The sequence below is a fragment of the Undibacterium sp. CCC3.4 genome, assembly GCF_034347425.1.
Classification (GTDB): domain Bacteria; phylum Pseudomonadota; class Gammaproteobacteria; order Burkholderiales; family Burkholderiaceae_D; genus Undibacterium.
This window is the reverse complement of record NZ_CP133779.1, coordinates 1,055,904-1,081,126: the sequence shown is the minus strand read 5'-3', so window position 1 is coordinate 1,081,126 and position 25,223 is coordinate 1,055,904. Positions and strand designations below refer to the sequence as shown.

Here is a 25,223-nt window from a genome sequence, read left to right as displayed (position 1 = left end):
CATTCGTCCTCGCCCTCGTCCCACAGGGCGCGCAGCTTTTTTTGCAGCACCAATAACGCTGCTGCTTCTGCCAGCGCCTTATTTTTACGGTCTACTTCTCATTGCAATTCTTTAATTTTTTTCTCTTTCGATCGCGATAGCAAAAATCCTGCTTAGAGCAAAGGCTAAAGAAACTTTGCATATTCCAGAAAAATAAACTGATAGCGACTATAATTTGCATGAAACGTTAATAAGGATTCATTCAGTGGAGCGAGCAAATACGACTTTAGAACGCCCATTACGGTCAAAACAAAGTGCCTTGAAGCAAGTGGCGAGGACTTTGCTCGCTGGTAAGGTGTATCGTCGTGAGGACTTGGCACAGGTCTCCAATGCGGTTGATCGGCATCTGAGCGAATTAGTTGCTGATGGTGCTTTGAAGCGCTTGGCGCAAGGGCTTTACTACGTGCCTAAAAAATCGGTGTTTGGTGTACTTCCACCAGATGATCATGAATTGCTCACTGCTTTTTTGCGTGACAAGCATTTTTTAGTGTTCTCCCCATCAAGTTATAACGCTTTGGGCGTAGGAACCACGCAGCTTTATAACAAAACCATTGTATACAATCACAAACGGCACGGCGTGTTTTCGTTTGGAAATCGTCAGTTTGATTTCCGAGTTAAACCACGGTTTCCGAAAAAAATCACCTCTGAATTTTTGTTGGTTGATGTGATTAATAATTTAGATGAATTAGCAGAAGATAAGAACCAAGTGCTTCAAATGGTTGAGCGAAAACTAGCTTTATTCGATCAGGCTAAGTTGAAGCGTGCTGTTTCCGCCTTCGCTTCGGTCGCGACGAAGAAACGTTTTAAGGCTTGGTTTCATGCTTGAGCTTTTGCATACTCGTAGTGATTTTAACGAGCTTCTTGCGATTGTCGGACAGCAGCGCGGGATAGCGCCAGTACTCGTTGAAAAGGATTATTGGATTATGCATTGCCTGTGGGGTTTACAGCAGTCACAATTCCAGTTCGAGTTGAAAGGCGGTACGTCGTTATCGAAAGGCTTTGGCATTATCCATCGCTTTTCGGAAGATATTGATATTCGCATAGAGCCGCCAAGTGAGTTGCCAGTTAAGGCGGGACGTAATCATGACAAACCTGCGCATGTTGAATCTCGACGTGTTTATTATGATTGGCTCTCGCAACACATTCGTATTTCTGGAATCGAAAGCGTTCAGCGCGATACTGCCTTTGACGATGAGAAAATGCGCAGTGCTGGAATACGCTTGAATTACCCCAATCGAGTCAGTCAGCAGAGCGGTATTAAAGACGGCATTTTGTTGGAGTTGGGATTTGACGATACGACCCCTAACCGCCCCGTCACTATCTCGTCTTGGGCGTACGATGCAGCAGTGACCGCAGGGGTAAAGATTCAAGATAATCGTGCAATTGATGTACCCTGTTACCTACCAACCTATACTTTCGTCGAAAAATTACAGGCGGTATCGACCAAATACCGATTGCATAAATCGGGAAAGGCATTTCCTGCGAATTTCATGCGCCACTACTATGATATCTATTGCTTGCTAGCGCTGCCCGAAATTCAAGAATTTATCGGCACATCAGCCTACGAAGTCCGAAAGATTCAGCGTTTTCCGAAAGGGGATGAGTTGGTCGCAGCCAAAAATTCCGCCTTTCTTTTAGATGATCATGAAGAGCGAGCGAGATTTAAAAAAGAGTATCAAAAGACAGCGGCGCTGTATTACAACGGCCAGCCAGAATTAGAGGAAATTCTTTCGCGCATTGGGCAATTCATCGGCAAGATGTAATTGCCTGGATAAGTACCGTTGATGAGCCAGATCGTATGAGCACTAAATGGCGAGACTTTCGTCGAGCGTTTCGGGCAGTTGGGTTTTATAGCGGATCCACATATCCGGACAACAGTGTAAACCAGTGTCTGTCGAAAAGAGACGAAGCAGACCATGAGTGAAAATAAGAAAAAAATATTTAGCGGCGCACAAAAAGCCAAGGTGGCAGTTGAGGCGATCAAAGGCGAAAAGACGATCAATCAGATCGCCCAAGAGTTCGGCGTGCATCCGACGCAGGTCAGCCAGTGGAAGAAAGAATTATTGGAAAATTCAGACAGTCTGTTTGAAGCTAAACGCGGTCCGAAACCGGTCAGCACACAGAATGACCCAGACCGTCTCTATGCCAAAATTTGGCAACAGAATATGGAACTCGATTGGTTTAAGAAAAAGTCAGGGATCAGCCTGTAACGGAACGATTGCAGTGGGTAGAGTCGCTCTCTGCCCTTTCAATCGCCAAACAATGCTGTCTCGTTTCAGTCACGCGCTCGGTCGTGTACAACAAGAAAAAGCGTTTACAGGAAGAGATGAATCCGGGCACGCGTCTCGCATTACATCGCGCAGACCAAGCCCGCACCTCCTTCCGTTCCTGAAAATTCAAGCTGATCGCATTGGCACAGCAAGTCTTACTCAGCTACCTCAATCAAGGTAGCATTTTTTTCAAGATACTTTCTTTGGAATCCCGGTTGCATCAACAATTGTTGCGGCCACTTGTCGCTAGATGGAATGGCCGTGCCCGCTTTGACTCGATAGTTTTCCGCCTGATTCGGCTCACCTGCGCCCTTATACGTAGCAATGAATGGAAACGCATAGATCGGTCGAGTGGCCAAGGTCGGTTCCGGCCCCGCGGCGTAAGGTGCCGGCGCACGCTTCATCTGCATGCCACGGCCATCCGCGCCGTTAGCTGGTCCGGGTTGCATGTTCTCACCCGGAGGTGGACCCATCCGTCGGTCAGCTATTTTGCCGGCCTTGATGACCGTTGGTGCATGCCCTGACTCTACCCAATTCATCAATGGTGTCAGGGTATCGAGCTGCGCGAAACCATCGCCGCCACCGCAATGGCCTACACCGGGCAGCATGAACAGTTTGACGAAACGGTCGGTTGTGTCTTTGCTCAGTTGATTTTGTACCGCCTGATAATAAGCAATCGATACCATCGGGGCGATAGAATTATCTGACCAGCCGTGCCACATCAACAGCTTGCCGCCACGGCTAGAATAAGCCGACAGATCCGGATTGCTGGCGTCTAACAGCCCGTGCAAGCGGCTGACACGCGCTAACTGGGTCATCGTGAAAGGGAACTGGTTCGCATGGCTTTCATCTGCAGTCGGTGTCGTATAAATCAGATGGCTCATGTTTTCCAGCATTTTCCCGGAAAAGCCGCTGTCTGCTTGCGGTGTTTTTGGGTTTGGCCGTGGCTGGATAAAATCCCATTGCAATTCCGAGCCCGGTTGTGATCCACCCGGTAAAAAATGCTTGCCCTCGGCATCGCTTGGCCCGGCATACAGCCGTTCGGCGACCGACCATTCGGCTTGGGTCAGGCAGTTGCTGCTATCTGTGCTGCCGGCTTGGCAAACGATCCAGGATGGCTGGATTTTGCAGGCGCGCGGGTCAGACAGCAAGCCGTCTCGGTTCCCATCCAGCATATCGCAATGTGCAATGACGGCAGCGTGCAGCAGCGGCAGTTTATCCGCATAGAGAATGGTCTTGCCTTGCTCATCGAGGTTGGCGGCCGTCGTCCACGCGTGCCAGAAACTGTTTTGTACAGTGAACAGCATCGCTGGGGCACCGGCCGAGATACCATCGAAATCATCGGGGTAGCGCTGCGCTTCCATCAAGGCTTCGCGGCCGCCATCTGAACAGCCGGAAAAATAGGCATAGCGAGCGGTTTGCCCATAAAAAATGCGTATCAATTCTTTGGCCGCCAGCGCAGTCAAATGGTTGGCACGATAGGCGAAGTCGATCAGCTTTTGTGGCTCCTTGCCGAAGTCACCGGCGCTCGGGGACATCATCGAACCTTGATGGCCAAGGTCGCTGGCTGCCACGACAAACTGGCCATCGAGCGCCGGCAGGCAGCTTGCGGCATTCCCGATGGAGGCATTGATATCACCGCACAAGCCGCCGCAGCCGGCTTGTAAATAGCGTTGCGTCCACTTTGTAAGGGGAAGATCGACTTCAAAACCTATGCTGGGTGCGATATTGCCTTTTACCTGACAAAACTCACCCTTCGCGGTAGTGATCAGGCTAGCCTTGAGGCTGACCGCGGCACCGGTAACACCGGCCAGATCGGCATCGGCCAGGGCCGCGCAGGAGATGACTGGTTTGACCACGCCAAGCTGCGCCGGCAGAACATTTTTTTGTACGGTGGCAGCATAGGCTGGCGAGCTCAATATCGCTGTGGTGAGTAATATTGACAATAAACTGGCAAACAGGCTGGTCAATAAGCGGCAAATTGTTTTGGATAAGAACACCATAAATAGTCCTGTGTAGGATGAAAGAATGATCAGCCGGAATTTTATATTTCATTGCGGTAGTGAAGTCAGATTTCCACGCGGAAACTAAGTTCTGTTACAAAAAAGAGCTCATTTACCAGATTCTTCGCGATGTCCCTTGACCCCCAGTTTCCAATAGCCGGCAGACTGGATAGCTGATTTTTGCACCAAACGCTCATTGAGCAGATGGGTAACGACGGTTTTGACCATGGAAGATTCTCCGGCTACCCAAAACTGGCAATCTGTTATGTCAATCAGCGCATCCTTGAGCGACTGTTCAAGTTGACCGGTCGTGCCGGGTATCCGCTTGCCTGCGTACAGCCAATGAACTTTCAGTCGGGCCAGCGTATCGATGCGCTGTTCATCGGCTTGGTTGGCTACCTCAACGAACATTTCTGCCTGTACCTGCGCCGGTAAATCAGCAGCGATGGCTGACATGGCAGGAAGCGCGGTGATATCGCCAAGCAGTATGTATCTTTGTATGGATTGACGTATTTCGGCACCAGCGCGCGGAGCCGAGAGTTGCAGGGTATCGCCGATTTTCGCACGGCTAAGCCAATACGAGGCCGGGCCATTATCGCCATGTAAAACCAGCTCGAGTTCCACTTGTCCATCAGCCGGCTTCAGCCGGCGTATCGTGTAAGCACGGCTTGCCGGCGGCCGCTGATCTGGTGCCGGAAAAAATACTTTTACCCACTGCGCCGGTTTGTCGCTGACGAAATTGCGCAGGCCATCCCCCACGAGAGTCAGTCGGCGCATCGATGGGGTGATATCGTGTATCTGCAGCACCTGAACCGGGGTCAGTGTGCGTGTGCGTTCAGTCGGTTTCATCCGCATCTTGAATTCCATTATCTGGTGAGGATGGCGCGCGCGGTCTCACGCAACAGTTTTGCGATGCGTGCCTGTTCATCTGGCGATGCCGCAGCCGATTGACGCAATGCCGCCTTGAGCGCATGCCGGGCTTCCAGCAATTCAGGCAAAGCATGCTCCTCGCGCCCATCGAGCTCTTGGTCGGGCTCGCCCGCATAAGCACGGCGGACCGAATCCATACGGTGGGCGATGCTGCTCAGTTTGGCAAATATCATATCGACGCGTTCTTGATTTGCTGCGAGGTATTGCAGTCCCTCATCGGCTATGGAATAACACTTACGGTTGCTCTCAAGTGTGGCCGTGATATAGCCGAGTTCGTCGAGATAGGTCAGGGCTGGATACACCATGCCAGGGCTGGGCGAGTAAAAGCCGTTAGAGCGCGCGCCAAGTTCTTTGATCAGCTCGTAGCCATGCGCCGGTTTTTCAGCCAACATTGCCAAGATCATTAATTGTAAATCTTGCGAGGTGAATTTCCGACCAGGCGGAAATCCATCGCCTTCGCCAAATCCGTCGAAACTGCCGCGCTGTCGGTGTCCGCTGCCGCCACCGCCATGGCGACCGCCTATGGCATGTAGTGTGGCGTGCTCTGAGAAGTGCCTGAGAAAATTGCGCTCGCCATGGCCGTGGCCTTGATGCTTACTGTGTGAGTGATTGTGCATATTGAGTCCTGGTATATTGATTAAGTATCTTAAGTTACATCCAACGATATATCTTAAGATATACAATTTTATTCGCAGCGTCAAGAGAAGCGTGAACTTAATTAGCGTTTCCATACAAGCGCGCTGGCCATTGCGGCGCGCGTAGGCGGGAATCCAGTGACGGTGGGGCGATTGGGTGGATGCGTAAGCGACTTAACTTGTGGGTAATGATCAGGTGCGGCACAAGTGTTACGGCAGCTTGAAGAGCAGACGGATCAGCAGAATTGGGTTTACGCTGCCGCTCGGCTTACATCAAATACATTTGTACAAATATATTCAGGCAAAACCTATTTGTACAAATTTAAAGTGCTATGATGAAAAGCAGCAGCAGCAGCTGATAAGCTCTGCGAAGCAGGCAACTGCGATTACAAGTCAGCCAAGGGCGTATTCGCGGCCCGCTCATCAGCGTGCAAGGCAGTGATCAATGTTGCCAGATCTTTTTCCAAGCGCTGCAAGGTGCGCGTATCGAGGCCAGACAAGGCGTCTGGCAAGACCCCGCTGAACGGTGTCGGTGCCGTCTTCAGGACTTTTCTTCCTTTGGCTAAGATCGTCAGCCGCACCGAGCGCCTATCGGTTGCATGCTTTTTTGCCGCGATCAATTCTTGCTGAATCAAGGTTTTGACCATATTGCTGGCGGTTGACTGATGAATATCCATCGCCTGCGCCAGTTGGTTGACGCTGATTTCAGGCTGCGTTTGAATCACGCTCAATGCCCACACCTGGGCACCGCCAATGCCCGTGCTTTTTTCTACCTGACGAAAATGGACCTTGACTGCATTAACGACTACCCGGAACTGGCGCAACACCCGCGTCGCCGGCAGCGTGTTCTCGGTATTCTCAGCAGTCTTTGCTGCTTGACGTGGTGCGCGCGTAGCGGCTTTTTCGGTATGGATAGGCATATGCCTATGATAACGGATATTGGCATAGCTGGAAATTATCAACAGCACCAAATACCACGAACAGGACACTCTGCATGAAGCTCGACCAACACATCGCGGCAGCCTTAAAAAGGGAACTGACCGATTGGGACATCTGGCAAACACGCATCGTGGTGGTGGCCATGGCGGCGCTTGCTGGTTTGGTGGTGGTCGGATTTACCTGGTTGTCGGAGCAGGCCTTGTCGATCTTCTTTAAAATCACGGCCGGTCATTGGTGGCTGGCCTTACTCTGGACGCCATTTTGCACGGCCATCATCGTTTGGCTGACGCGTCGCATTGCCACCGGTGCGGCCGGCTCAGGCATTCCACAGGTGATGGCCGCCTTAGATCCGACGGTTGACAGTTCGAACCGCTGGCTCTTCGTGTCGCTCAAACTCAGTTTGGCAAAAATTGTATTGACGGCTTCCGGTTTTCTGGCCGGACTCTCACTCGGCCGCGAAGGGCCTTCGGTGCAAATCGCCGCCGGCATCATGTTGTCAGCTAGGCGCTGGCTACCGGCGCGCGCCAGCGTGAACGAACACGGCTTGTTGGTCGCCGGTGGGGCGGCAGGAATTGCCGCCGCCTTTAATACCCCCTTAGCCGGCGTGATGTTTGCCATTGAAGAATTATCGCGTCTGCCGGAACAACGCAGCAGCGGCTTGCTGGTCGCTTGTATCGTCTTGGGCGGCTTGATAGCCGTCTCACTGACGGGCAATGCCACTTACTTCGGCGTGATTCACACCGCCGAGGCCGGCCTCACGCTGTTGTTACCGGGCTTGTTAGTGGCCTTGCTCAGCGGCTTAGCCGGTGGTTTATTTTCCCGTCTGTTGATCGCCTCTTTGAGTGGCATGGGAAATGACCGCCTCAGTTGCCTGCGCCGTAGCCGTCCGGTCGCCTTTGCTGCTGTATGCGGCTTGGGCGTCGCCGTGATTGGCGTGGTCAGCGGTGGCGCAACCTTTGGCAGCGGTTATTTTCACACTCGTGAAGTGTTGGGAGGGGCGGAAAACACCTTCAGTATTTACATGATCTTAAAATTTATCGCCACTTGGCTGACCACCTGGTCTGGTGTGCCAGCAGGGATATTCGCGCCCTCGCTGGCGATAGGCGCAGCACTTGGCAATGATGTTGCGCATTTATTACATTCTCCGCTCGCTCCGGCCCTCATGGCTCTCGGTATGGCAGGTTTCTTGGCCGCAGTGACTCAGGCACCGTTGACATCGTTCATCATTGTGATGGAAATGGTCGATGGCCACGCGATGGTATTAAGCTTGATGGCTTGCGCGCTGGTTTCCAGCGTGATTTCCAAAGTACTGAGCCGACCGCTGTACCCTTCGTTAGCACAACTGCAGCTTCAACGTAGCATGCCAAGCCTGCCAGTTAAGCCAGCTCATTAATAGAATGCACAGTGAATGCGTTTTTCCCCTATAATCGATTGGTACAAATATATTGCCTTATGGCACCAATCTGCAGCGGTTTTTTTCTGGCGAGGTAGGCCAACTGCGCAGTGCCCTGAAAGATAGGGTTTCAAACCAAAGTGAGTTGATGATGATTCGGAAAAATCTCGGCGTTCGTATCGGTGGCATTGCGCTTGCCGTCACGCTGTTAGTCGTGGCCGGGTACGCGCTGCGTCCCAAAGAAGAAAAATTTCCCGATACATCAGCGCTCTTGGTATCGGTGTGGACGCAACATGGACTCGAAGCGAGCGCGCAAATGGCGTGCTTCAAAAAAAATCCATCTTGGCAAGATCTCAATGCTGCGCAACGCGATGCACTGTCGCCGCTGGCTAAGGCGTGGAATACTTTGCATGCAGAACGAAAGCAAAAATGGCTGCATGTGACCCAGAAATTTTTCGCGATGAAACCGGAGCAGCAACAGCGCGCCCAAGATCGCATGCGTGCTTGGGCCAATCTGAGCCCGGTCCAGCGTGATATCGCGCGTGAAAATTATGCGCAGGCTGTGCAGATCGACGCACACGAAAAAGCGCTGCTTTGGGAACAATATCAGCAATTACCGTATGAGAAAAAACAACAATTAGCCAAAGCGAACAAGGCAAAAAAAAGAATCACGAATTTACCTTCGGCTCAAGAGCTGGAAGCCTTGGAAGCGCGCGGCGTCCCTTCGTTCAAATCTGGCCTCAAGAACGATCGCTCGATGACTGCGCAAGTGTTGCCGTCAAAAAGCAAGGAAAGCGCCGATTAAAGCTGGTATAGAAAACTGATCAACTCTGATTTATTGCTGCAGTTGGTCTTCACTTTAATATGTTTGATATGGCTCTCTACCGTTCGCGGTGAAATATGCAAGAGGCAGGCGATCTCGCGCGCTACCTTACCAATCAATAAGAGCTTGGCCACCTCCCGTTCCCGCAGCGTCAATATGCTCGTAGTGGAACACACTGGCAGCTTACTGCGCACAAGCTGTTCACCTTCATCTTCAAAAAAATGCATACACGGCAGGGAAAGTCTGTGGCGATCGGCTGCCTGAATTAACTCCACCGCCTTGAGCTTAAAACTATCTGCAAAATGTTCCAGCGCATTTAAGTTATTGATACAAAAATTCAATGCGGAAACAGCGAAAACAGGGGCGTAATAAATAATATATTCATGATATTCATGCTCTTTGTTAATGAGCATGAACGCATGATCGTGATTGAATAGTTCACGTAAATCACCTAGCTGCTGCTTGCACTGTGCGCGCCAGAATTTCGGGTACTCATTGACTGTAATTTCAACAATGGCAAAACGCTCAGTGGCAGAAACATAACTGGGTGTATCGGCACCGACTAAATATGTCTCTTTATAAAAAGCATGTTCAAACGCCAGCGCATTCGACCATAATTCCGTGCGCGCACCGTCAGAATAAATACGCGAATAAGAAAAGCCGTTAAGCCCGTACTGTTTGAAAAATGGTCTGCAGATTTGGAAAACGCCGCTGGCGAGTTCTGATGAAATATGGACTGGCTTATTCAAAGAGCTCATTTTATATCGTTCGTATAAGCGCGGTTTTATCGTTATCAATGCTTGAACATTGCACTATTTTTCTTTAGCGCAAAGAAAAATAAATTTCTCATATCCGTAAAAAATACGGATGTCGAAAATTCTCAAAAAAGTTATGCTTGATTTTAATTGACGACACATTCAGCGTCGCGAAAATAAATTTCTATCCGCCTTCATTCATAGTGCGGCAACGCATATGTAGCGAATCACAAAGCGTATTGGCCGGGTTCGGCGTATTGCACAACACTTCACTCTGCTGGCTTGTTACTAGATTCAATTTCATGCCAAGAGTTCAGATTGACTGAAGTGCGCTTGCGGGGAGGTGAATATTCATCAACAACAAAAGCAATAGCAGCAGTAAAACAGCAGTACCGGATCTACTTCATCTTGCTGGTAAGCCGCTTCGGCAAGCGCTGGCGGATGTTGGTTCAATCGTGGCGCATAGGGAGAGTGACAATGGATAAATTGGTTGCAACATTAAACAGCATTATTTGGAGCCCCGCCTTGATTTTTTTATGCTTGGCTGTGGGACTGTATTTCTCATTCAAAACCCGGTTTTTACAACTGCGCCACATCGGCGAAATGATCAAACTCATCTTCAACAATAAAAAAGAAGAGACCGGCGTATCGTCTTTTCAAGCATTGGCCATGACCTTGGCCGGCCGCGTCGGTACCGGGAATATCGCCGGTGTTGCTACCGCCATTACTTTCGGTGGGCCGGGCGCGATATTTTGGATGTGGGTGGTCGCTTTTCTCGGTGCCAGTTCAGCTTTTGTGGAAACCACCTTAGGGCAAATTTATAAAGAAAAAATTGACGGCGAATTTCGCGGTGGTCCGGCGTTTTATATTGAAAAAGGTTTGGGCATCAAATGGTTTGCTTGGGTCTTTGCCATCGTCAGTATTTTTTCGAATGGCTTTCTTTTACCCAGCGTGCAGTCCAATACCATTGCCTCGGCGATGGACACGGCCTTAGGCATCGCACCGACGGTCACGGCAGCGGTGTTGGCAGTGATCTTGGGCTTTGTTATTCTGGGTGGGGTTAAACGCATCGCCATCTTCGCCAGTACCATCGTGCCCTTCATGGCACTTGGCTACATCATGGTGGCCTTTGTTGTCGTCGTATTGCACATCGAGAAATTGCCTGGTGTGCTCACTTTGATCGTGCAGAGCGCCTTCGGCTACCACGCCGGATTCGGTGCCATACTTGGTTTGGCAATACAGTGGGGGGTTAAACGCGGCGTCTACTCCAACGAAGCCGGACAAGGTTCCGCCCCGCATGCCTCGAGTGCCGCAGCCGTCTCGCATCCGAGCAAGCAGGGCTTGGTGCAAGCTTTTTCAGTCTACGTCGACACCTTGTTTGTTTGCTCGGCAACTGCCTTCATGTTGCTTATTACCGGACAATACAATGTCGAAAATGAAGCCGGTACCGCCCTCTATGCTGGTGTGCAAGGTGTGGCGGCCGGGCCTGGCTATGTGCAAGTCGCGATGGAAAATGTCTTACCCGGTTTCGGCTCTGTCTTCGTCGCTGTGGCACTGTTCCTGTTCGCACTGACCACGATCGTTGCCTATTACTATGTTGCCGAAACAAATATTGTGTATATGACTCGTCGATTCAAGCTTCCCTGGCTCAGTGCGGCTTTGAAAATCGCACTCATTACCTCTACCGTTTATGGCACGGTACGTACCGCCGACTTGGCTTGGGGCTTAGGCGATCTGGGTGTGGGGCTGATGGCATGGTTAAATATCACCGCTATCATTTTATTGCAAAAACCGGCTTTTCTTGCTCTGCGTGATTATGAAGCACAACAAGCTCAAGGGCTGGATCCGGTATTTGAACCGGAAAAGTTGGGTATAAAAAATGCCGATTTTTGGCTCAAAAAATAAGTAAAGAATCGCGTCAATGGTCTCCGCGTCGCTTTAATACAGCGGCGCGATCTCCATCGTCCGGCTTACGTGGAGCTCGCCGATGAAGTGACTGCTCATGACAATAATTTGATCATGGCAGCTTTGTTTGGCATTGAGTGTATGCGTGAAATGCTCGATGGCAGGTCGATCGAGCCCGTTCAAGGGCTCATCCAAAAGCAGCAGTGCCACCGGTGCGGCGAGCGCCAGCGCCAGCTGTAATTTTTTATATTGACCCATTGATAATTTTATAATAAAAATATATGCGCTTCCATAGCAATGTTGTTTTATTTTTTTTAATCCACAATTTGTTTAAGTACGAACTTCAGAAAATTCCCACACAAATTTTTATTGTAATCCGCACCGATTTTCAATTAGAGTGTTTTTTTGAGTCATTATTTATCGGATTTGCGCGTAAAACCCCGTCGTTCAGGGCGGGGATGTAAGCGCGGACGGCGAAGCCGTCCTTACACCTGCCCTTGACTTTAATGCGGCGTCTGCTGCTGCTCAATGTACTTGCGAATAACTGCGATCGGAGCACCGCCGCAGCTTCCGGCAAAGTAGCTGGGCGACCACAAAGCGCCGCCCCATAGTCTCTTCTTGATACTGGGATCATTCTTCTTCCTGATAAGTAGGCTCGATATTCCCTTGAGACTGTTCACCAGTTTCGACACGGCCACTTTGGGCGGATAGTTCACCAGCAAGTGTACGTGGTCATCCTCGCCGTCGAACTCTACCAGTTCCGCTTCGAAGTCAACGCAGACACTGGCGAATATCGGGTGCAGGTCGTCAAGAATCTCTTTTGTAAACACTCCGCGACGGTATTTTGTCATGAAGACCAGATGGACATGCATCATGAACATGCAATGCCTGCCAGTTCTAACATCGTTGTTTTCATCGATCATAGACCAGAGTATGATTGAATCATGCAACGACTTCAAGCCTTTAAATTCGAATTGATGCCAAACGGCGAACAACAGCGCGACATGCGCCGTTTCGCCGGATCGTGTCGGTTCGTCTATAACAAGGCGCTGGCGATGCAAAAAGAAAATCACGAAGCAGGAAACAAGTTCATTGGCTATGTGCCAATGGCGGCTAATCTACCGATTTGGAAGCGGGAAGCTGGAACGGAATGGCTCAAAGAAACACCATCCCAGGCACTGCAACATGCCTTGAAGGACTTGGAGAAAGCGTACAAGAATTTCTTCGCCAAACGCGCCGACTTTCCGCGCTTCAAGCGAAAAGGCAGCGGCGACAGCTTCCGCTATCCTGAGCCGAAACAGATCAAGCTCGATCAGGACAATAGCCGCATTCTCTTGCCGAAACTCGGTTGGTTGCGCTATCGAAACAGCCGGGACGTGCTGGGCGAGGTGCGCAACGCCACCGTGAGCCAGTCGGGCGGCAAGTGGTTCGTGTCGATTCAAACCGAGCGAGAAATTCTGCAACCTTTGCCGACAGCCACAAACGCCATCGGCATTGATGTTGGCATTGCCAGGTTCGCCACCATGAGCGACGAAAACTATATCGCGCCGCTCAATAGTTTCAAGAAGCATCAGCAGCGCGTGGCTCGTTACCAGCGCCGCATGAGCCGCAAGCTCAAATTCAGCAACAACTGGAAAAAGGCGAAAGCTAAAGTTCAAAAGATTCACGCCGGCATCGCTCATGCCCGGAAAGACTTCCTGCACAAAACCACAACGACGATCAGCCAAAACCACGCGCTCGTCTGCATTGAGGATTTGCAGGTACGGAACATGTCCAAGTCATCGAAGGGAAATAGCGAACAGCACGGCAAGATGGTGAAACAGAAGTCCGGCCTGAACCGCGCCATCCTCGACCAGGGCTGGGGCGAATTCAGGCGGCAGCTCGACTACAAGGTCGCGTGGAACGGCGGCATTCTGCTGGCCGTGCCGCCGCACCATACCAGTCAGACATGTCCGTGCTGCGGCCATGTCTCGAAAGACAATCGGCAAACACAAGCGAAATTCTTGTGCGTCGATTGCGGTTACGAAAATCACGCCGATATCGTTGGCGCGATCAATGTGTTAGAGCGGGGATACCGCTTGTTAGCCTGTGGAGAGATGGTGCAGTCAGGCCGCTCGAAGAAGCAGGAACCCACCGAAGCGACTCGCAAATCATCGCGCTGTAGTGGTCAAGTTATTTCGGACACATCAATAGGTTTTTTTTCTGCCATTTCTTTTTCGTAAATCATGGGCGGCAAATTGCCCAGCGTTGAATGCAATCGTAAGCAGTTATAAAAGCCTACGATGTATTCAATGATGTCTTTTGTGGCTTCCATTTGATTCGCGTAATCGCGTTGCCAGACACGCTCCATCTTTAAATTTAAGAAGAAGCGTTCCATCGCCGCGTTATCCCAGCAGTTTCCTTTACGGCTCATACTGCAAACAAGGCCATGTTGTTTGAGTAAATGTTGGTATTCATGACTGGCATATTGACTGCCACGGTCGGAATGCAAAATTAAACCCGCTGCCGGCTTACGTGCCTCAACCGCCATCCGTAGCGCCCGACAAACCAATTCAGCTGGCATCGTTGGCCCCATTGCCCAGCCTATGATTTTTCGTGAGAATAACTCCATCACGACCGCCAAATACAACCAGCCAGTACGCGTACGGACATAGGTAATATCGGAAGTCCAGGCGCGATTGGGCTCTGCTGGGTTGAACTGTCTATTGAGAATATTGCTCGCTATTGGTAAATCATGTTTGCTATCTGTCGTGTTGATAAATTTTCTCTTCCAGACGGTTTTGATCTGGGCTTCACGCATTAAGCGCCGTACTTTGTAGCGGCCAATGACGATGTTCTTGGCGTGCAGTGCACTGACCAGGCGACGGCTGCCATAACTGCGGCCACTGGCAGCGAATTCCGCTTTCAGATGCACGCTGGTGACACATATTGCGGTCATTTTTGTCTTTGCTTTTGCTGCGTAGTAGCCAGACCGGCTCGCTCCCAAGAGACGACACAGTTGTGCTACCGTGGCCTTCGTTTGCCAATGATCGACTAACTCGTAGATCATTTCATTTCGCGTGCAAAGAAGGCCGATGCTTTTTTTAACAGGTCATTGTCCGAACGCAGTAGACGGTTTTCTTGTTCGAGTTGGCGAATCCGTTGCAGCTCGGCAGACAGTGGTTTCCCTATGCCAGCCTGGCCACCTTGTTCAGCGCGATATTGTTCAACCCAGCGCCGCACGGCGGTTTCTCCAATACCCATATCTTTCACGATTTTAGCAACCGCTACGCCTTGATCCAGCACCATCCGGGCCACTTCAAGTTTAAAAGTAGCTTCGTATTTTTTATTCCCAGTCATCTTTATTTTCCTCGTTTAGGTAATTATTCCTCCTATTGAGGTGTCCGTAAACATTAGACCATTACACGCAGCGCCGTAGGAATCCCCGTCCTTTAGGGCGGGGAGGATGTCAATTTCTTTAGTACCCACAGAAAAGCCCAATGCACCGGAGTGCTCTTGCCAAACCTTGGTGTCACTCGCGTGGTGCCGCCACAAGCTGGAGTTTTACTTTCTGTGAGCGTTGTCGAGGGGCAGCTTGTCCATGCCGGCGACGTATTGTTTGTGTTGTCCAGTGAGCGCAGTGCCACTCATGGTGAGGCGCAAAAGACGATTTCATCCTTACTCCTTACCAGGCGCGATAGCTTTGTAGTAGAGCAGGAAAAAATGTTTGAACAAAACCAGAAACGTCTCGTTGCGCTGCGCAAACGAGCAGCAGATATCGGAAGTGAGATTGCAAAAATTGATGAGCAAATTGCGATGCAAGGAGAGCGTATGCAACTCGCCGTGCAGGCATACCAACGTTATCGCGACTTACAGGAAATGAACTACATTTCAGCCGCACAGTTACAAGATGCGCAGGCTCAACGGCTGGATCAGGAGCAGCGACTAGCTGAGCTCGCTCGCATCAAGTCGGCGACCGAGCGAGAACTGATGGCAACGCAAGCAGATATCGCAGATTTGGAATTACAGGCACAACGTGATGCGGCTGCGGTACAACGTAACCTCAGTTCTGTCGAACAAGATTTCACTGAGAATGAAGCGCGCCGCGAGCTACTGGTACGCGCACCGCAAGATGGCACGGTCACCGCTATCACAGCGACGGTTGGGCAAACGGTGACGCCGAATACCGCGATCGCCGCGCTGATACCGGCCGGCTCGCACTTGGAAGCGGAGATTTATGCACCATCACGTTCTGTAGGATTTGTTCAGCCTGGCATGTCTGTGTTATTACGCTACCACGCGTATCCCTATCAGAAATTCGGTCAATTCAAAGCGACGGTGCGCGAGATCGCAAGCAGTGCCTTGAGGCCCGAGGAATTGCCATTCGCGGTTTCGTCTGCTATTAGCTCGGAAGCACTGTACCGAATTCGTGTCACGCTCGACGCGCAATATGTCACCGCCTATGGCCGCCGCTTGCCGCTTAAATCGGGCATGGCAGTCGGTGCCAGTATCTTGCTGGAACAGCGCCGACTATACGAATGGATACTTGAGCCTTTGTACAGTATTACCGGACGGGTATAGACGCTTGATGGCCTCTTACTAACGCGGGTTTGCGTGTTGTGTTCTTGATTTCTTTAAATATGTTGGAGCAGTATGTTCCCCGCTGCGTTTCCTGAGCTGCGCTTCTGGCGTCGCCGTCAATTGCCTGTGTTGTTGCAGACTGAAGCCGCCGAATGCGGCTTAAGCTGTTTGTGCATGGTGTCGAGCTATTGGGGTCACAAAATCGATCTGGCGAGTATGCGCCGGCGTTTTTCAATTTCCTTAAAAGGCGCGACACTGAAAGGCGTGATGGATATGGCGCAAGGCTTGGGCTTACAAACACGGCCGCTCAAGCTCGATATGCAGCATTTAGCCGAGTTAACATTGCCTTGCATTTTACACTGGGATTTGAATCACTTTGTGGTGCTGAAAAGTGTCTCACATAAACACGCGGTACTACTTGATCCCGCGGTCGGCCAACGCAGGCTAGCCTTAGAAGAATTCGCCAGACATTTTACTGGTGTAGCACTGGAGCTGAAACCTGGAGGCAGTTTTAAACCAGCTGAGGAAGTGCAAAAGTTTAGTCTACTGTCTTTGATGGGACAAGTCTTTGGCCTTTCCAGCGGCCTGTGTCAATTATTGTTTTTGGGTTTGGCTTTGCAGATTTGTTCCTTGGTGGCGCCATTTTATATGCAATGGGTGGTTGATGAAGCATTGCTTGCCGCTGACAGAGACTTGCTCACCGTGTTAGGCTGCGGTCTTCTGTTGCTGGTATTCGTACAAACTGTGATCGGTGCCGTGCGCTCGTGGGTGCTCACGGTCTTATCGACGAATTTGAATTTTCAATGGCTCGGTAATGTGTTCATGCATCTGATGCGCTTACCGTTGTCATATTTTGAGAAGCGCCATACTGGCGATATCGTTTCGCGCTTCGGCTCTATCGGCACGATACAGCAGAGCTTGACTACCCAATTCGTTGAAGCGGTGATTGACGGCGTGATGGTAATGGGTACGCTGGTCGTGATGCTTTTGTATAGCCCGCAGCTGAGCGCGATCGCTAGTCTGGCGGTACTGCTCTATGTTCTACTACGCTTTAGTATTTTTCGGCAATTGCGTGAAGCGACTGCCGAGAAAATTGTCCATGCGGCGAAGCAGCAAACGCATTTCATGGAATCGGTGCGCGGTGTGCAAAGTATTCGTCTGTTCAATCGAGTTGAAGAGCGACGTTACAGCTGGATGAACAATCTCAGTGACCAGTTCAATGCCGAATTGCGCATCGCTCGTATAACGGTATCGTATCAAACGGCCAATACGCTGCTATTCAATGCTGAAAGGGTTATTGTCATTTGGCTGGCAGCGCTGGCGGTGCTCGATAATCGTTTTTCTATTGGGATGCTTAGTGATTGGTGGCGTGCGACTCAAACAATTGGGCCTGCATAATTATCGCCGCTTACTCGGTACGGTCATGCAGGACGACCATTTATTTGCGGGTTCGATTGCTGACAATATCTGCTTCTTCGATCCGGAACCTTCTCAACAACAGATAGAATATTGTTCACAACAAGCGGCTATACATCATGAAATTGTTGCGATGCCCATGGGATATCATACTTTAGTCGGCGACATAGGCAGTGGCTTGTCAGGTGGACAAAAACAAAGAATATTATTGGCGCGTGCCTTGTATAAACAACCGAGCTTATTGGTGCTTGATGAAGCGACCAGCCACCTTGATATCGATAATGAACAAGCGGTGAACGCAGCGATTGCACAATTAGCCTTGACGCGTATCTTGGTCGCGCACAGGCCAGAGACGATTGCGATGGCCGAGCGAATTCTAGTGTTGCAGGATGGCGTGATCGTGCAGGACATCGTGGCACCTCGTTTTGCACCGCAATCATAGCAGGGGGAGGAAGATAATCACGTCAGGCTGGTCGTTTATTGTTTCCCGACCACGCCGAGCGGAACAGCTGATTTTTGTATGATTTTAATTTAAAAAACGCATTATCTTTTTTGCATAAGCTCCAATTTGGTCGGAAACGTTATGGTCGGCTGAGTTTTTAATTAACTGTCTACATTGTTTGCTGACTGAATTGGCTGCAACGTTTTTTTTGTAAGCAACTCAGAAATTAAAACCAGCGATTTGTTTCTATCGGTGAAGGTAGTATTTCTGAGATTGTTACATGCCAGATCGAGCAAGTGTTGGCTGGAACGCACAGTGATGTATTTGGAAAAAGAGGCCAGTAAGCGAAATGCCGAATTTCTGACGCTGGCGTCTTCGTCTGCAAGATAGGTCTCAGCAATGCGGATTGCCCGATTTGGATCGCCGAGAAAATTAAGTAAATTGATGACATTTTCTCTCTCTTCTGAAATGCAGCTTGCTACTTGATTGTCGATTCTCGACATATGCAGACTTATTTCTCGGTACAAAGCTAAAGCAAATTCGTGGAGTTCAGAATGACGATAATCCAAAAAATGATTGTCATTGATATATTCGGAAATAGGGCCCGACTCAGGCGAAGCAAGTTGTTTTTCTAAAGTCAGCTTCCAATTTTCCAATAAAATTACCGATTCTGGAGGCAAGACCTTGACTTCTGAGCAGTAGCGATCAGGAATAGAATCGCTGTTCTCAAGATCAGAAATTTCAACTACGTAGAGTGCGCTTGCTCCTTCCATAGAAATTCCGCGACAATTAATTTTTGCCGTTTTGTATTTAGTTCTGATGCGATTGCAGGCTGAACGAAGGAGTGGATCTGACAGCGCAGCAGTAAAGCCCGGTCGAAGTCCTGAGACTTTTTTTACCTCATTGATCTGGTCAAATTGATTTGTGATTACCTCAATGTCAACCCACTTTAAGGCGACATCGCTGGCTGTGCGATCTGAGGCCGTGACATGACACGAAAAGAAGAAAATGCATAGAATGAAAATAATCTTCATATTTTTCAACAACACTGCTTGATCGAAATTGAATCCTGTACCCGATCATTCTACTCGCAGCAGCCAGCGCCGCAACCATTGCAGATTGCTGGTAGTGCTACGCAGTTGTACCCAGGCGGCGTTGCGGGCGCTGCCCTGCAGTTGCGTTAAGTTTTGCGCAGTGCGGCGCAGTTTCGCTATATCGACCAGGTTCTCCAAGGCCGTTGGCAAGCGCTCTAATTCGTCCTGCAACTGCCGTGCTACAGCTTGCAAATTCTGCGTTTGCAGTTGTTGTGCCAACCATGTATCCAATCCCATATCTTTGCTACGCTTCCATTGCACCATGGGCGGTGCGATGCCCTCCATGGCACGTCGGTGTAAATAGCGCCCCATGCCGCCGGGGCCGAATTTTTCCAGCGATGGGGTCGATAAATATTGCTGTATCAAACGGACATCCAACAAAGGCCAGCGGTATTCGACGCCATATAGGGCCGCGAGCAGCGAACAATTTTCCAAGCGCGTGGGAATAAAGGCAGCCACCAAGCGATTCTGTAACACGAAATCGTTGATACGGCGATACGGTGCGTCATCGATGGCGCTGTCCATATAGGCCGCTGCCAAATCAAGTTGTTCCACCACTTCAAGGTGCAGCGGCTGATAAGCCCAGCGCTGGGCATAAACAGTTTGCAAGGATTCATCGTTGCTGGCGCGGCGCGGTGTCAGCAGACGTTTGGCCAGGCGTAAGCTGCGAGTCAGCGGATTGCCGGGCATGAGGCGATACAGATTGCGCCAATCGCCTTGGTCCAGCAATTCATGGAATAAGTGATGGCCGGGGTTGGTCACCGCTTCATCGCCACCGAAACCGGACAGTAAAGTGGTGACGCCGAATTGGCGACAGAGTTGGTAAAACGGAAAATGTGCGTAAGCATTGCCATGTTCGGCCGGGTAGCCCAATACCGTCAGCATGTGGTCGATAGTGTCATCGTCCGGCTTGGCAAAGCCTGATAGCAGATGCTGGTGCTCGATGCCATGCATGCGGATGGTGGCGTCGATGTGGCTGGCTTCCTGCTCTTGCATGGCAATGCCGAAGCTATGTATGCGCGGCGCTCCGGCCAATTGCGCTGCCAAACCGGTAATTGTGGCGGAATCGATGCCACCGCTGTTTTCGCAGCCGATCGGATGCTGCGCATCCAAGCGACAGGCCAGGGCCTGTTCCAGTTGCTCACGGTAAGCACTGAGCCAATGCGGATCGAGACGTCGGCTAGTCGGTGCATCATCGCGCCAACTGAAATAGGCGCGCATGGTGTAACCGGTTTGATTGAGCACTGCCAGATGCCCGGGCGGGAGTTTCTTGATTTCGCGGTAGCCGGTGGCGGTATGGCTTTGTGAAATGCGCAGCAAAAAGCGCGCGGCCCAGTCCATATCGCGCTGGGCTTGGCGGTCCGGTAAATGTAACAAGGCGGCCGGGCTCAATGCCACGGCTAACAAATCCGGATCGAGGCGATAATACAGCGGCCGCACACCGAGCGGATCGCGTGCCAGCAGTACCGTTTCGCGTTGCGGATCGTAAAGGGCAAAGGCAAAGTCGCCGATCAGACGTGCTACACAGCCTTCCTGCCAGCGCGCATAGGCGGCCAGCAGTAATTGTCCATCGGAGTGCGCATTGTCGAGGCAGACGGGGAGGCCAAGCTCGGCCGCCAGCGCGCTGCGATTATCGATACGCAACCAGGCCAGTAGTTCGCAGCCGCTGTTTGCGCAATGGATTGCGCCGAGCAGGGGGGGCGTATCGGTCGTGGCGAGGCAGGCCCCGCGCGCCTCTGCTGAGCGCCCGCGACGTCGCGCAAACAGAGCGGGAAAGCGCGCGTCGATGGCTTGCTCAGTACGATTAAATAATAACAGTGCCACGTGATGGGAGCTTATTGACAATGCAGCATGGGCAAGCGCGGCCTGGGCCGATGGGTGCAACTGTGCTGTGCCAAGTTCAAGAACCCGGGCCGGAGGTGATTGTTTCGCCACCACCGTGAGCTTTACCCTCGGTTTCCTCATTTGACAAATAAACCAATTGCGGGGCCAGATAAGGGCGACGTGTCGGCTGGTCTGGTACCACAGCGATGGTTGGTGCAGTGTGTTGCGTGAGCATAGTAGGGGTGGTCATATCATTACCCTGTGGAAATAAATGCTTTATTCTATCAACAAAAATGGGCTACGTTGTCGTAATTTTCTGGAAATTTTCAGCGCGGCGGCGCTCGAGTCGGTATGTACTTACCCTATCACATTGACATCATGCTTTAGCATTTCTCGGCTATGCTGAGCAGACCAGCTTATTTTTTGAAAGTTACTGATGCCTTCCAAGTTCGTCCGTCTGTTTTTAGTCGCCGGCACGCTGATCACGCCATTTTGTGTCGCTGCACAGGAAAACCGTATTGATCAAATCCGCCCCGATGCGCCGGCACTGGCGGCTTACGGGGCCAGCCGCAGCGGTGTGACGACGCTGCATCTGACGCATCCGGGCCAGCTCGACATCCTCCACACCAAGGCCGGTGCCGCGCCGGTCTTGTATGACCGGCCCTTGACGGTGGAGGTCTGGTACCCGGCGACAGTGAGTGCGTCAGGCAGCGCCGCTGCCGGCCCGACCTACCGTACCGTCTTGCGGGATGGGAAGACCGCTGTCAGTTTGTCCGGCCAGGCGGTGCGCGATGCCTCACCCGATAAGGCGCATGGCCCGTATCCGCTGGTGATCGTGTCGCACGGTTACCCGGGCAACCGCTTCTTGCTCAGTCATTTGACCGAAAATTTGGCCAGCAAAGGCTATGTAGTGGTGGCGATCGATCATACCGACAGCACGTATGAGGATATGCAAGCATTTTCCAGTACCTTGCTCAACCGTTCGCTCGATCAGTTGTTTGTGCTTGAGCAGATGGCGGCTTTGAATAAAAATGATGTTGGCGGCCGCTTCGCCGGTGTGATCGATGCCGATCAGACGGCCTTGATCGGTTATTCCATGGGCGGCTATGGGGTGCTCAATACCATAGGCGGCGGGCTCAGTGCCACTGCAGTCAACAGTGCTTTGGTGCCGAACCAAGCACTGGCAATTCGGGCGGCCGGCAATGCCAGTTATGTAGCCTCGCTCGATCCCCGTATCAAGGCGGCTGTCGCCTTTGCCCCTTGGGGCTGGAATGCCGGTGTCTGGGATCGTGCCGGCTTGGCCGGGATTCATACCCCCGTGTTGTTCATCGCCGGCAGTGCCGACGATGTCTCTGGTTATGCGCCCGGTGTGCGCGACCTGTTTGAAGGCAGCGTGCAGGCCGAACGTTATTTGCTGACCTTTGAACAGGCCAATCACAACGCCGGTGCACCGATGCCGGCACCGAAAGAAGCCTGGAGCATTTTGCCAGGGCAAAAAAAATCGGTGGCCGACCATTATATGGATGCAGTGTGGGATAGCGTCAGAATGAATAATATTTCACAGCATTTCGTGACGGCGTTTTTGGGAAAATATTTGAACAAGAATGCCGCGATGGACGCTTACCTGAACTTGCCGGAGCAGGCCAGCGCCGGGCTCTGGCGCGTCGATGCCAATGGCCAGCCTAGCGCGGAACATACCTACTGGAAGGGTTTTCCGGAACGTACTGCGGTAGGTTTGCGCTTGGAAAAGAAAGCGGCGCAGGTGCTTCCTCAGGTGCTTCCTTAAGTACTGACTTGCGCGCGCACATTCTTCGCCGCTGTCACAGCGGTGGCGTTGATCTTGAATGCTTGTTCTAAATCGCTGACTTCAGCACGCAGGGCCAACGCAATTTGCAGTGCCGTGGTGTCAGCAAAAATCTGACCAGGATTCGAAACACCGGCCTTCAGAGGCTGTCGCAAAAGTCTGATGGACGTTTTTTACACCGGAAACACCGCATACCGCAACCTCGTCATTCCCGCATGCTTTTGGCGGGAACCCAGTGTCGTTTTCAGCACTGAAAGCACTATAATTTCTGGCATTTTCAGTTAAGTACGAACGCCGCTGGATTCCTGCCAAAAGCGCGCAGGAACGACGTGGCCACCAGCCGGGGTAATGATAGCGACTGAAAACCCTGTTGCGACGATCCCTTAAATTGTTCAAACCGGCCGGGATTAAGCCAGCGCGCCTCACTACCGAATTAACGTTCGCGATGTTGCCAACTGGTCGCCAGTCACCGCGGCATTGCGACCTTGCCGCTTTGGGCCGCACACAATTATCTTAAACGCGCTTATGTATTCGCTCAACCGATCACGGCGCAAAGATTGACCGGGCGTCTCTATGCAGCGTGCTTGCCTGAGATGTCGGCCAAACTGTATCTGAGCGATTTTGTGCAAACAACGCGTGAAAGCTGCTATTTAAATTTACCTGGGGTCGAATTGCTGTGAGAATATCCGAGTCAGTATGACAGCAACCTAGTGAAATTTTTTTTTGGAGTGTGATGTGAAGTGTTACCTCGTTTGCGTATGGTTGCGATGCCTGTTTTGCGCACTCTTGTTGATGTTTGGTGGTGCCCGTGCAGAAGTACTTGTGTTGCACACGGCTGCGCAAGAAGCCTCGGCACCGAAGTTTATCGCTTTGAGCGGCAGCGCTCAGGGTGCGGTTGGTGGTTTGTGTATCGATATCTTGCGTGCGCTGGAAAAGCAAGACCCTGAGTTGCGCTTTCAAGGTGATCAGGTCTGGCAACCGCGCCTGCGGATAGAGCGGGCCATGGCTGATGGACAGCTTGATGTGTTTTGCGGCGTGCAGAAAAACCGCCGCAATCGCGCTCACTACCAATGGCTGGAGACGCCCTTGTTTGAGGTCGATTATCTGTTGGCGGTACGGGCCGACGATACCGTGGCGGTAGCGAATTGGGAGGATATCCGCCGGCTTGGGAAGGATGGCGTGATTCTGGCCTTGTATGGTTTCGGTGTGGTTGATCGACTGGAGCAGTTAGGCGGTTTGCAGGTCGATGCCAGCGCGACCTCTTCGCTGTCGAATTTGAAAAAGCTACGGGCCGGTCGAGCACGTTTTTATTGCCATCGCTCGCCAGGTATCAAGAATGAAATCAGCAAGGCCGGCATGAGCGGAGAAATCAGATTGCTGGAACGGCCGCAGTTACACGAAATCTTTTATATGGGCTTGGCACTCAATTTACGGCCTGAGGTGGTCGCCAAACTCGCTGCGGCACTACGAGCATTGAAACAAAATGGCGAACTCAAACGACTCGCCGATCGCTATGCCGAATGATACGGGCCGGCGCTGCCGAGTGCCGCTGGCAGCGCCGGCTTGAGCGAATTATTTATAGACACCGCAACCGATGATCAGCTCACCGTATTTTTCTATGTAAGTCGACTTGGCATCAACCGATTTGGTGAGCGGGTTAGGCCATTTGTACTGCAACCAGCCGCTACCTTTGGTGGCGGCCATCTCGAGCATGGTTTTGAACAAGAACTTGCCGTCGGCATCTTTCATTTCCAGCACATTTTTATCGATGATGTTTTTGATCGCGCCATGGGCCACCATCTTCCCTTGCAGGTCGATGGCAAAGATATACAAATCGCGGTCGCTGAAGCTGCCTTGTGGTTTGCTGAATTCTTTGAGGCTGCTTTCTCTGCCATTGGTTTTGACATACTCGACGGCTTTTTTTACCAAGGCCAATGCGGCCGCCTCATCCCCTTTGCTTTGTGCTGATGCACTGAGGGGTAAGCTCAGCAGAGCGCTGAGGAGTAACAGTGGCAAGCTGAAAGTAAATAATTTTGACATCGTGGTCTCCTTGCTGATTGTGCTTATTGCAGCGCTCTGTGGCGCTGGATCGGGGCAGGTAATCCGTGTTAAAAGATTTCCTTTGGGAAATATAGTACGCTTGGTATCGAAGCGCAATGTCTTGAACTGTGAAATTTGTTGACATACCGGCCTGCTGCTGTAGCGCTGCAGTTCAGCGTGCGAAGCGCTATCGGTAAGCTTGCTGGCTGGTCCCGAGCTACTGGCGGAAATGCCGCGGCAGTGATTCTTCCGAGCCGAAGCCGGCCAGTTCCGCGACCTGATTCAACGGAATGTGTGGTGATGCGAGTAAAGCAGCCGCCACACCGGTGCGCTCGCGTATCAATCAGGCCA

The 25,223-nt window shown here is 51.4% G+C and carries 26 protein-coding genes and 1 pseudogene; 14 read left to right on the top strand and 13 right to left on the bottom strand.

All coding sequences use genetic code 11. The features are described from left to right. Positions 1 to 244: 244 nt before the first annotated feature. The 4 genes from RHM61_RS04975 (at position 245) to RHM61_RS04960 (ending at position 2,431) form a co-directional block, all read left to right on the top strand. Positions 245 to 865 (top strand): DUF6088 family protein, encoded by a 621-nt coding sequence (locus tag RHM61_RS04975; protein ID WP_322250037.1) that lies wholly within the window; start codon positions 245 to 247, stop codon positions 863 to 865. Further along, positions 858 to 1,802, top strand: a complete 945-nt coding sequence (locus tag RHM61_RS04970) for a nucleotidyl transferase AbiEii/AbiGii toxin family protein (RefSeq protein ID WP_322250036.1) — start codon at positions 858 to 860, stop codon at positions 1,800 to 1,802. The genes RHM61_RS04975 and RHM61_RS04970 overlap by 8 nt, the downstream gene beginning before the upstream one ends. A gap of 153 nt (positions 1,803 to 1,955) precedes the next feature. Further along, entirely contained in the window at positions 1,956 to 2,249 is a 294-nt protein-coding gene (locus tag RHM61_RS04965) for a helix-turn-helix domain-containing protein (protein ID WP_322250035.1), read from the top strand. Positions 2,250 to 2,257: 8 nt separating this feature from the next. Next, positions 2,258 to 2,431, top strand: coding sequence for a hypothetical protein (locus RHM61_RS04960; protein ID WP_322250034.1), 174 nt, complete (start codon positions 2,258 to 2,260; stop codon positions 2,429 to 2,431). 33 nt (positions 2,432 to 2,464) lie between these two features. Here RHM61_RS04960 and RHM61_RS04955 read toward each other — a convergent pair whose 3' ends face one another. The 4 genes from RHM61_RS04955 to RHM61_RS04940 all read right to left on the bottom strand — a co-directional run bounded on the left by RHM61_RS04955 (position 2,465) and on the right by RHM61_RS04940 (position 6,797). Next, positions 2,465 to 4,312, bottom strand: a complete 1,848-nt coding sequence (locus RHM61_RS04955) for a tannase/feruloyl esterase family alpha/beta hydrolase (protein ID WP_322250033.1) — start codon at positions 4,310 to 4,312, stop codon at positions 2,465 to 2,467. A gap of 108 nt (positions 4,313 to 4,420) precedes the next feature. After that, positions 4,421 to 5,167: a siderophore-interacting protein gene (locus tag RHM61_RS04950; RefSeq protein WP_322250032.1), complete on the bottom strand. Its 747-nt coding sequence runs from the start codon at positions 5,165 to 5,167 to the stop codon at positions 4,421 to 4,423. Between the two features lie 11 nt (positions 5,168 to 5,178). Then, positions 5,179 to 5,859 (bottom strand): PadR family transcriptional regulator, encoded by a 681-nt coding sequence (locus tag RHM61_RS04945; protein WP_322250031.1) that lies wholly within the window; start codon positions 5,857 to 5,859, stop codon positions 5,179 to 5,181. A gap of 404 nt (positions 5,860 to 6,263) precedes the next feature. Beyond that, positions 6,264 to 6,797: a MarR family winged helix-turn-helix transcriptional regulator gene (locus RHM61_RS04940; protein WP_322250030.1), complete on the bottom strand. Its 534-nt coding sequence runs from the start codon at positions 6,795 to 6,797 to the stop codon at positions 6,264 to 6,266. Positions 6,798 to 6,871: 74 nt separating this feature from the next. On the opposite strand from RHM61_RS04940, the gene RHM61_RS04935 reads away from it, so the two are divergent. Together RHM61_RS04935 and RHM61_RS04930 are read left to right on the top strand one after the other, a co-directional pair. Continuing rightward, positions 6,872 to 8,209 (top strand): chloride channel protein, encoded by a 1,338-nt coding sequence (locus RHM61_RS04935; protein ID WP_322250029.1) that lies wholly within the window; start codon positions 6,872 to 6,874, stop codon positions 8,207 to 8,209. 151 nt (positions 8,210 to 8,360) lie between these two features. Continuing rightward, positions 8,361 to 9,014 (top strand): DUF3106 domain-containing protein, encoded by a 654-nt coding sequence (locus tag RHM61_RS04930; protein WP_322250028.1) that lies wholly within the window; start codon positions 8,361 to 8,363, stop codon positions 9,012 to 9,014. Here RHM61_RS04930 and RHM61_RS04925 read toward each other — a convergent pair. Further along, positions 9,011 to 9,790 (bottom strand): response regulator transcription factor, encoded by a 780-nt coding sequence (locus tag RHM61_RS04925; RefSeq protein ID WP_322250027.1) that lies wholly within the window; start codon positions 9,788 to 9,790, stop codon positions 9,011 to 9,013. The genes RHM61_RS04930 and RHM61_RS04925 overlap by 4 nt on opposite strands. A 474-nt stretch (positions 9,791 to 10,264) precedes the next feature. On the opposite strand from RHM61_RS04925, the gene RHM61_RS04920 reads away from it, so the two are divergent. Next, positions 10,265 to 11,692, top strand: a complete 1,428-nt coding sequence (locus RHM61_RS04920; RefSeq protein WP_322250026.1) for an alanine/glycine:cation symporter family protein — start codon at positions 10,265 to 10,267, stop codon at positions 11,690 to 11,692. A 33-nt stretch (positions 11,693 to 11,725) separates the two neighbouring features. Here RHM61_RS04920 and RHM61_RS04915 read toward each other — a convergent pair whose 3' ends face one another. Continuing rightward, positions 11,726 to 11,950 carry a hypothetical protein gene (locus RHM61_RS04915; RefSeq protein WP_322250025.1) on the bottom strand — a complete coding sequence of 75 codons (225 nt, stop codon included), beginning with the start codon at positions 11,948 to 11,950 and terminating at the stop codon, positions 11,726 to 11,728. 245 nt (positions 11,951 to 12,195) lie between these two features. Further along, positions 12,196 to 12,615, bottom strand: a complete 420-nt coding sequence (tnpA, locus tag RHM61_RS04910; RefSeq protein ID WP_416200211.1) for an IS200/IS605 family transposase — start codon at positions 12,613 to 12,615, stop codon at positions 12,196 to 12,198. A 21-nt stretch (positions 12,616 to 12,636) separates the two neighbouring features. On the opposite strand from tnpA, the gene RHM61_RS04905 reads away from it, so the two are divergent. Continuing rightward, positions 12,637 to 13,914, top strand: a complete 1,278-nt coding sequence (locus RHM61_RS04905; protein WP_322250024.1) for a transposase — start codon at positions 12,637 to 12,639, stop codon at positions 13,912 to 13,914. Here RHM61_RS04905 and RHM61_RS04900 read toward each other — a convergent pair. Further along, positions 13,860 to 15,031 (bottom strand): IS3 family transposase gene (locus tag RHM61_RS04900; protein ID WP_322247382.1). Its coding sequence is split into 2 segments (ribosomal slippage): positions 13,860 to 14,767 and positions 14,767 to 15,031, totalling 1,173 coding nucleotides; the frame shifts between segments, so codons are not numbered across the junction. The two genes, RHM61_RS04905 and RHM61_RS04900, sit on opposite strands and share 55 nt — an antisense overlap. Positions 15,032 to 15,187: 156 nt before the next feature. Between RHM61_RS04900 and RHM61_RS04895 the strand changes: the two genes are divergently transcribed. The 3 genes from RHM61_RS04895 (at position 15,188) to RHM61_RS04885 (ending at position 18,110) form a co-directional block, all read left to right on the top strand. After that, a complete protein-coding gene (locus RHM61_RS04895) occupies positions 15,188 to 16,252 on the top strand; it encodes an HlyD family secretion protein (protein ID WP_322250023.1) in 1,065 nt (354 codons plus the stop codon). Positions 16,253 to 16,324: 72 nt separating this feature from the next. Next, positions 16,325 to 17,650 carry a peptidase domain-containing ABC transporter gene (locus RHM61_RS04890; protein WP_322250022.1) on the top strand — a complete coding sequence of 442 codons (1,326 nt, stop codon included), beginning with the start codon at positions 16,325 to 16,327 and terminating at the stop codon, positions 17,648 to 17,650. Continuing rightward, positions 17,622 to 18,110 (top strand): ATP-binding cassette domain-containing protein, encoded by a 489-nt coding sequence (locus RHM61_RS04885; protein WP_322250021.1) that lies wholly within the window; start codon positions 17,622 to 17,624, stop codon positions 18,108 to 18,110. Before RHM61_RS04890 ends, RHM61_RS04885 begins: the two co-directional genes overlap by 29 nt. Before the next feature lie 161 nt (positions 18,111 to 18,271). On the opposite strand, the gene RHM61_RS04880 is transcribed toward RHM61_RS04885, so the two are convergent. From RHM61_RS04880 to RHM61_RS04870, 3 genes are all read right to left on the bottom strand, one after another. Next, entirely contained in the window at positions 18,272 to 19,144 is an 873-nt protein-coding gene (locus tag RHM61_RS04880) for a hypothetical protein (protein ID WP_322250020.1), read from the bottom strand. Between the two features lie 45 nt (positions 19,145 to 19,189). After that, positions 19,190 to 21,028, bottom strand: coding sequence for an asparagine synthetase B (locus tag RHM61_RS04875; RefSeq protein WP_322250019.1), 1,839 nt, complete (start codon positions 21,026 to 21,028; stop codon positions 19,190 to 19,192). A 76-nt stretch (positions 21,029 to 21,104) separates the two neighbouring features. After that, entirely contained in the window at positions 21,105 to 21,278 is a 174-nt protein-coding gene (locus RHM61_RS04870; RefSeq protein ID WP_322250018.1) for a hypothetical protein, read from the bottom strand. 186 nt (positions 21,279 to 21,464) lie between these two features. On the opposite strand from RHM61_RS04870, the gene RHM61_RS04865 reads away from it, so the two are divergent. Next, positions 21,465 to 22,814, top strand: coding sequence for a dienelactone hydrolase (locus RHM61_RS04865; RefSeq protein ID WP_322250017.1), 1,350 nt, complete (start codon positions 21,465 to 21,467; stop codon positions 22,812 to 22,814). Here the strand turns inward: RHM61_RS04865 and RHM61_RS04860 are convergent. After that, positions 22,811 to 22,987, bottom strand: a complete 177-nt coding sequence (locus RHM61_RS04860) for a hypothetical protein (RefSeq protein ID WP_322250016.1) — start codon at positions 22,985 to 22,987, stop codon at positions 22,811 to 22,813. The two genes, RHM61_RS04865 and RHM61_RS04860, sit on opposite strands and share 4 nt — an antisense overlap. 230 nt (positions 22,988 to 23,217) lie before the next feature. Between RHM61_RS04860 and RHM61_RS04855 the strand changes: the two are divergent. After that, positions 23,218 to 23,512: pseudogene (locus tag RHM61_RS04855) on the top strand (LysR substrate-binding domain-containing protein); the annotation flags it as partial. Between the two features lie 55 nt (positions 23,513 to 23,567). Next, on the top strand, positions 23,568 to 24,356 hold the full coding sequence (locus RHM61_RS04850) for a transporter substrate-binding domain-containing protein (RefSeq protein ID WP_322250015.1): 789 nt from the start codon (positions 23,568 to 23,570) through the stop codon (positions 24,354 to 24,356). Between the two features lie 48 nt (positions 24,357 to 24,404). Here RHM61_RS04850 and RHM61_RS04845 read toward each other — a convergent pair whose 3' ends face one another. Next, complete coding sequence (locus RHM61_RS04845) at positions 24,405 to 24,872, bottom strand: cache domain-containing protein (RefSeq protein WP_322250014.1); 468 nt, start codon at positions 24,870 to 24,872, stop codon at positions 24,405 to 24,407. Between the last annotated feature and the right edge of the window lie 351 nt (positions 24,873 to 25,223).

Bases quoted from the DNA above. Each gene is read 5' to 3' on its own strand.
- RHM61_RS04970 (WP_322250036.1), top strand. From the start codon at position 858: ATGCTTGAGCTTTTGCATACTCGTAGTGATTTTAACGAGCTTCTTGCG.
- RHM61_RS04965 (WP_322250035.1), top strand. From the start codon at position 1,956: ATGAGTGAAAATAAGAAAAAAATATTTAGCGGCGCACAAAAAGCCAAG.
- RHM61_RS04955 (WP_322250033.1), bottom strand. From the start codon at position 4,312: ATGGTGTTCTTATCCAAAACAATTTGCCGCTTATTGACCAGCCTGTTT.
- RHM61_RS04950 (WP_322250032.1), bottom strand. From the start codon at position 5,167: ATGCGGATGAAACCGACTGAACGCACACGCACACTGACCCCGGTTCAG.
- RHM61_RS04945 (WP_322250031.1), bottom strand. From the start codon at position 5,859: ATGCACAATCACTCACACAGTAAGCATCAAGGCCACGGCCATGGCGAG.
- RHM61_RS04940 (WP_322250030.1), bottom strand. From the start codon at position 6,797: ATGCCTATCCATACCGAAAAAGCCGCTACGCGCGCACCACGTCAAGCA.
- RHM61_RS04935 (WP_322250029.1), top strand. From the start codon at position 6,872: ATGAAGCTCGACCAACACATCGCGGCAGCCTTAAAAAGGGAACTGACC.
- RHM61_RS04930 (WP_322250028.1), top strand. From the start codon at position 8,361: ATGATTCGGAAAAATCTCGGCGTTCGTATCGGTGGCATTGCGCTTGCC.
- RHM61_RS04925 (WP_322250027.1), bottom strand. From the start codon at position 9,790: ATGAGCTCTTTGAATAAGCCAGTCCATATTTCATCAGAACTCGCCAGC.
- RHM61_RS04920 (WP_322250026.1), top strand. From the start codon at position 10,265: ATGGATAAATTGGTTGCAACATTAAACAGCATTATTTGGAGCCCCGCC.
- RHM61_RS04915 (WP_322250025.1), bottom strand. From the start codon at position 11,950: ATGGGTCAATATAAAAAATTACAGCTGGCGCTGGCGCTCGCCGCACCG.
- tnpA (WP_416200211.1), bottom strand. From the start codon at position 12,615: ATGATCGATGAAAACAACGATGTTAGAACTGGCAGGCATTGCATGTTC.
- RHM61_RS04905 (WP_322250024.1), top strand. From the start codon at position 12,637: ATGCAACGACTTCAAGCCTTTAAATTCGAATTGATGCCAAACGGCGAA.
- RHM61_RS04890 (WP_322250022.1), top strand. From the start codon at position 16,325: ATGTTCCCCGCTGCGTTTCCTGAGCTGCGCTTCTGGCGTCGCCGTCAA.
- RHM61_RS04880 (WP_322250020.1), bottom strand. From the start codon at position 19,144: ATGAAGATTATTTTCATTCTATGCATTTTCTTCTTTTCGTGTCATGTC.
- RHM61_RS04870 (WP_322250018.1), bottom strand. From the start codon at position 21,278: ATGACCACCCCTACTATGCTCACGCAACACACTGCACCAACCATCGCT.
- RHM61_RS04865 (WP_322250017.1), top strand. From the start codon at position 21,465: ATGCCTTCCAAGTTCGTCCGTCTGTTTTTAGTCGCCGGCACGCTGATC.
- RHM61_RS04845 (WP_322250014.1), bottom strand. From the start codon at position 24,872: ATGTCAAAATTATTTACTTTCAGCTTGCCACTGTTACTCCTCAGCGCT.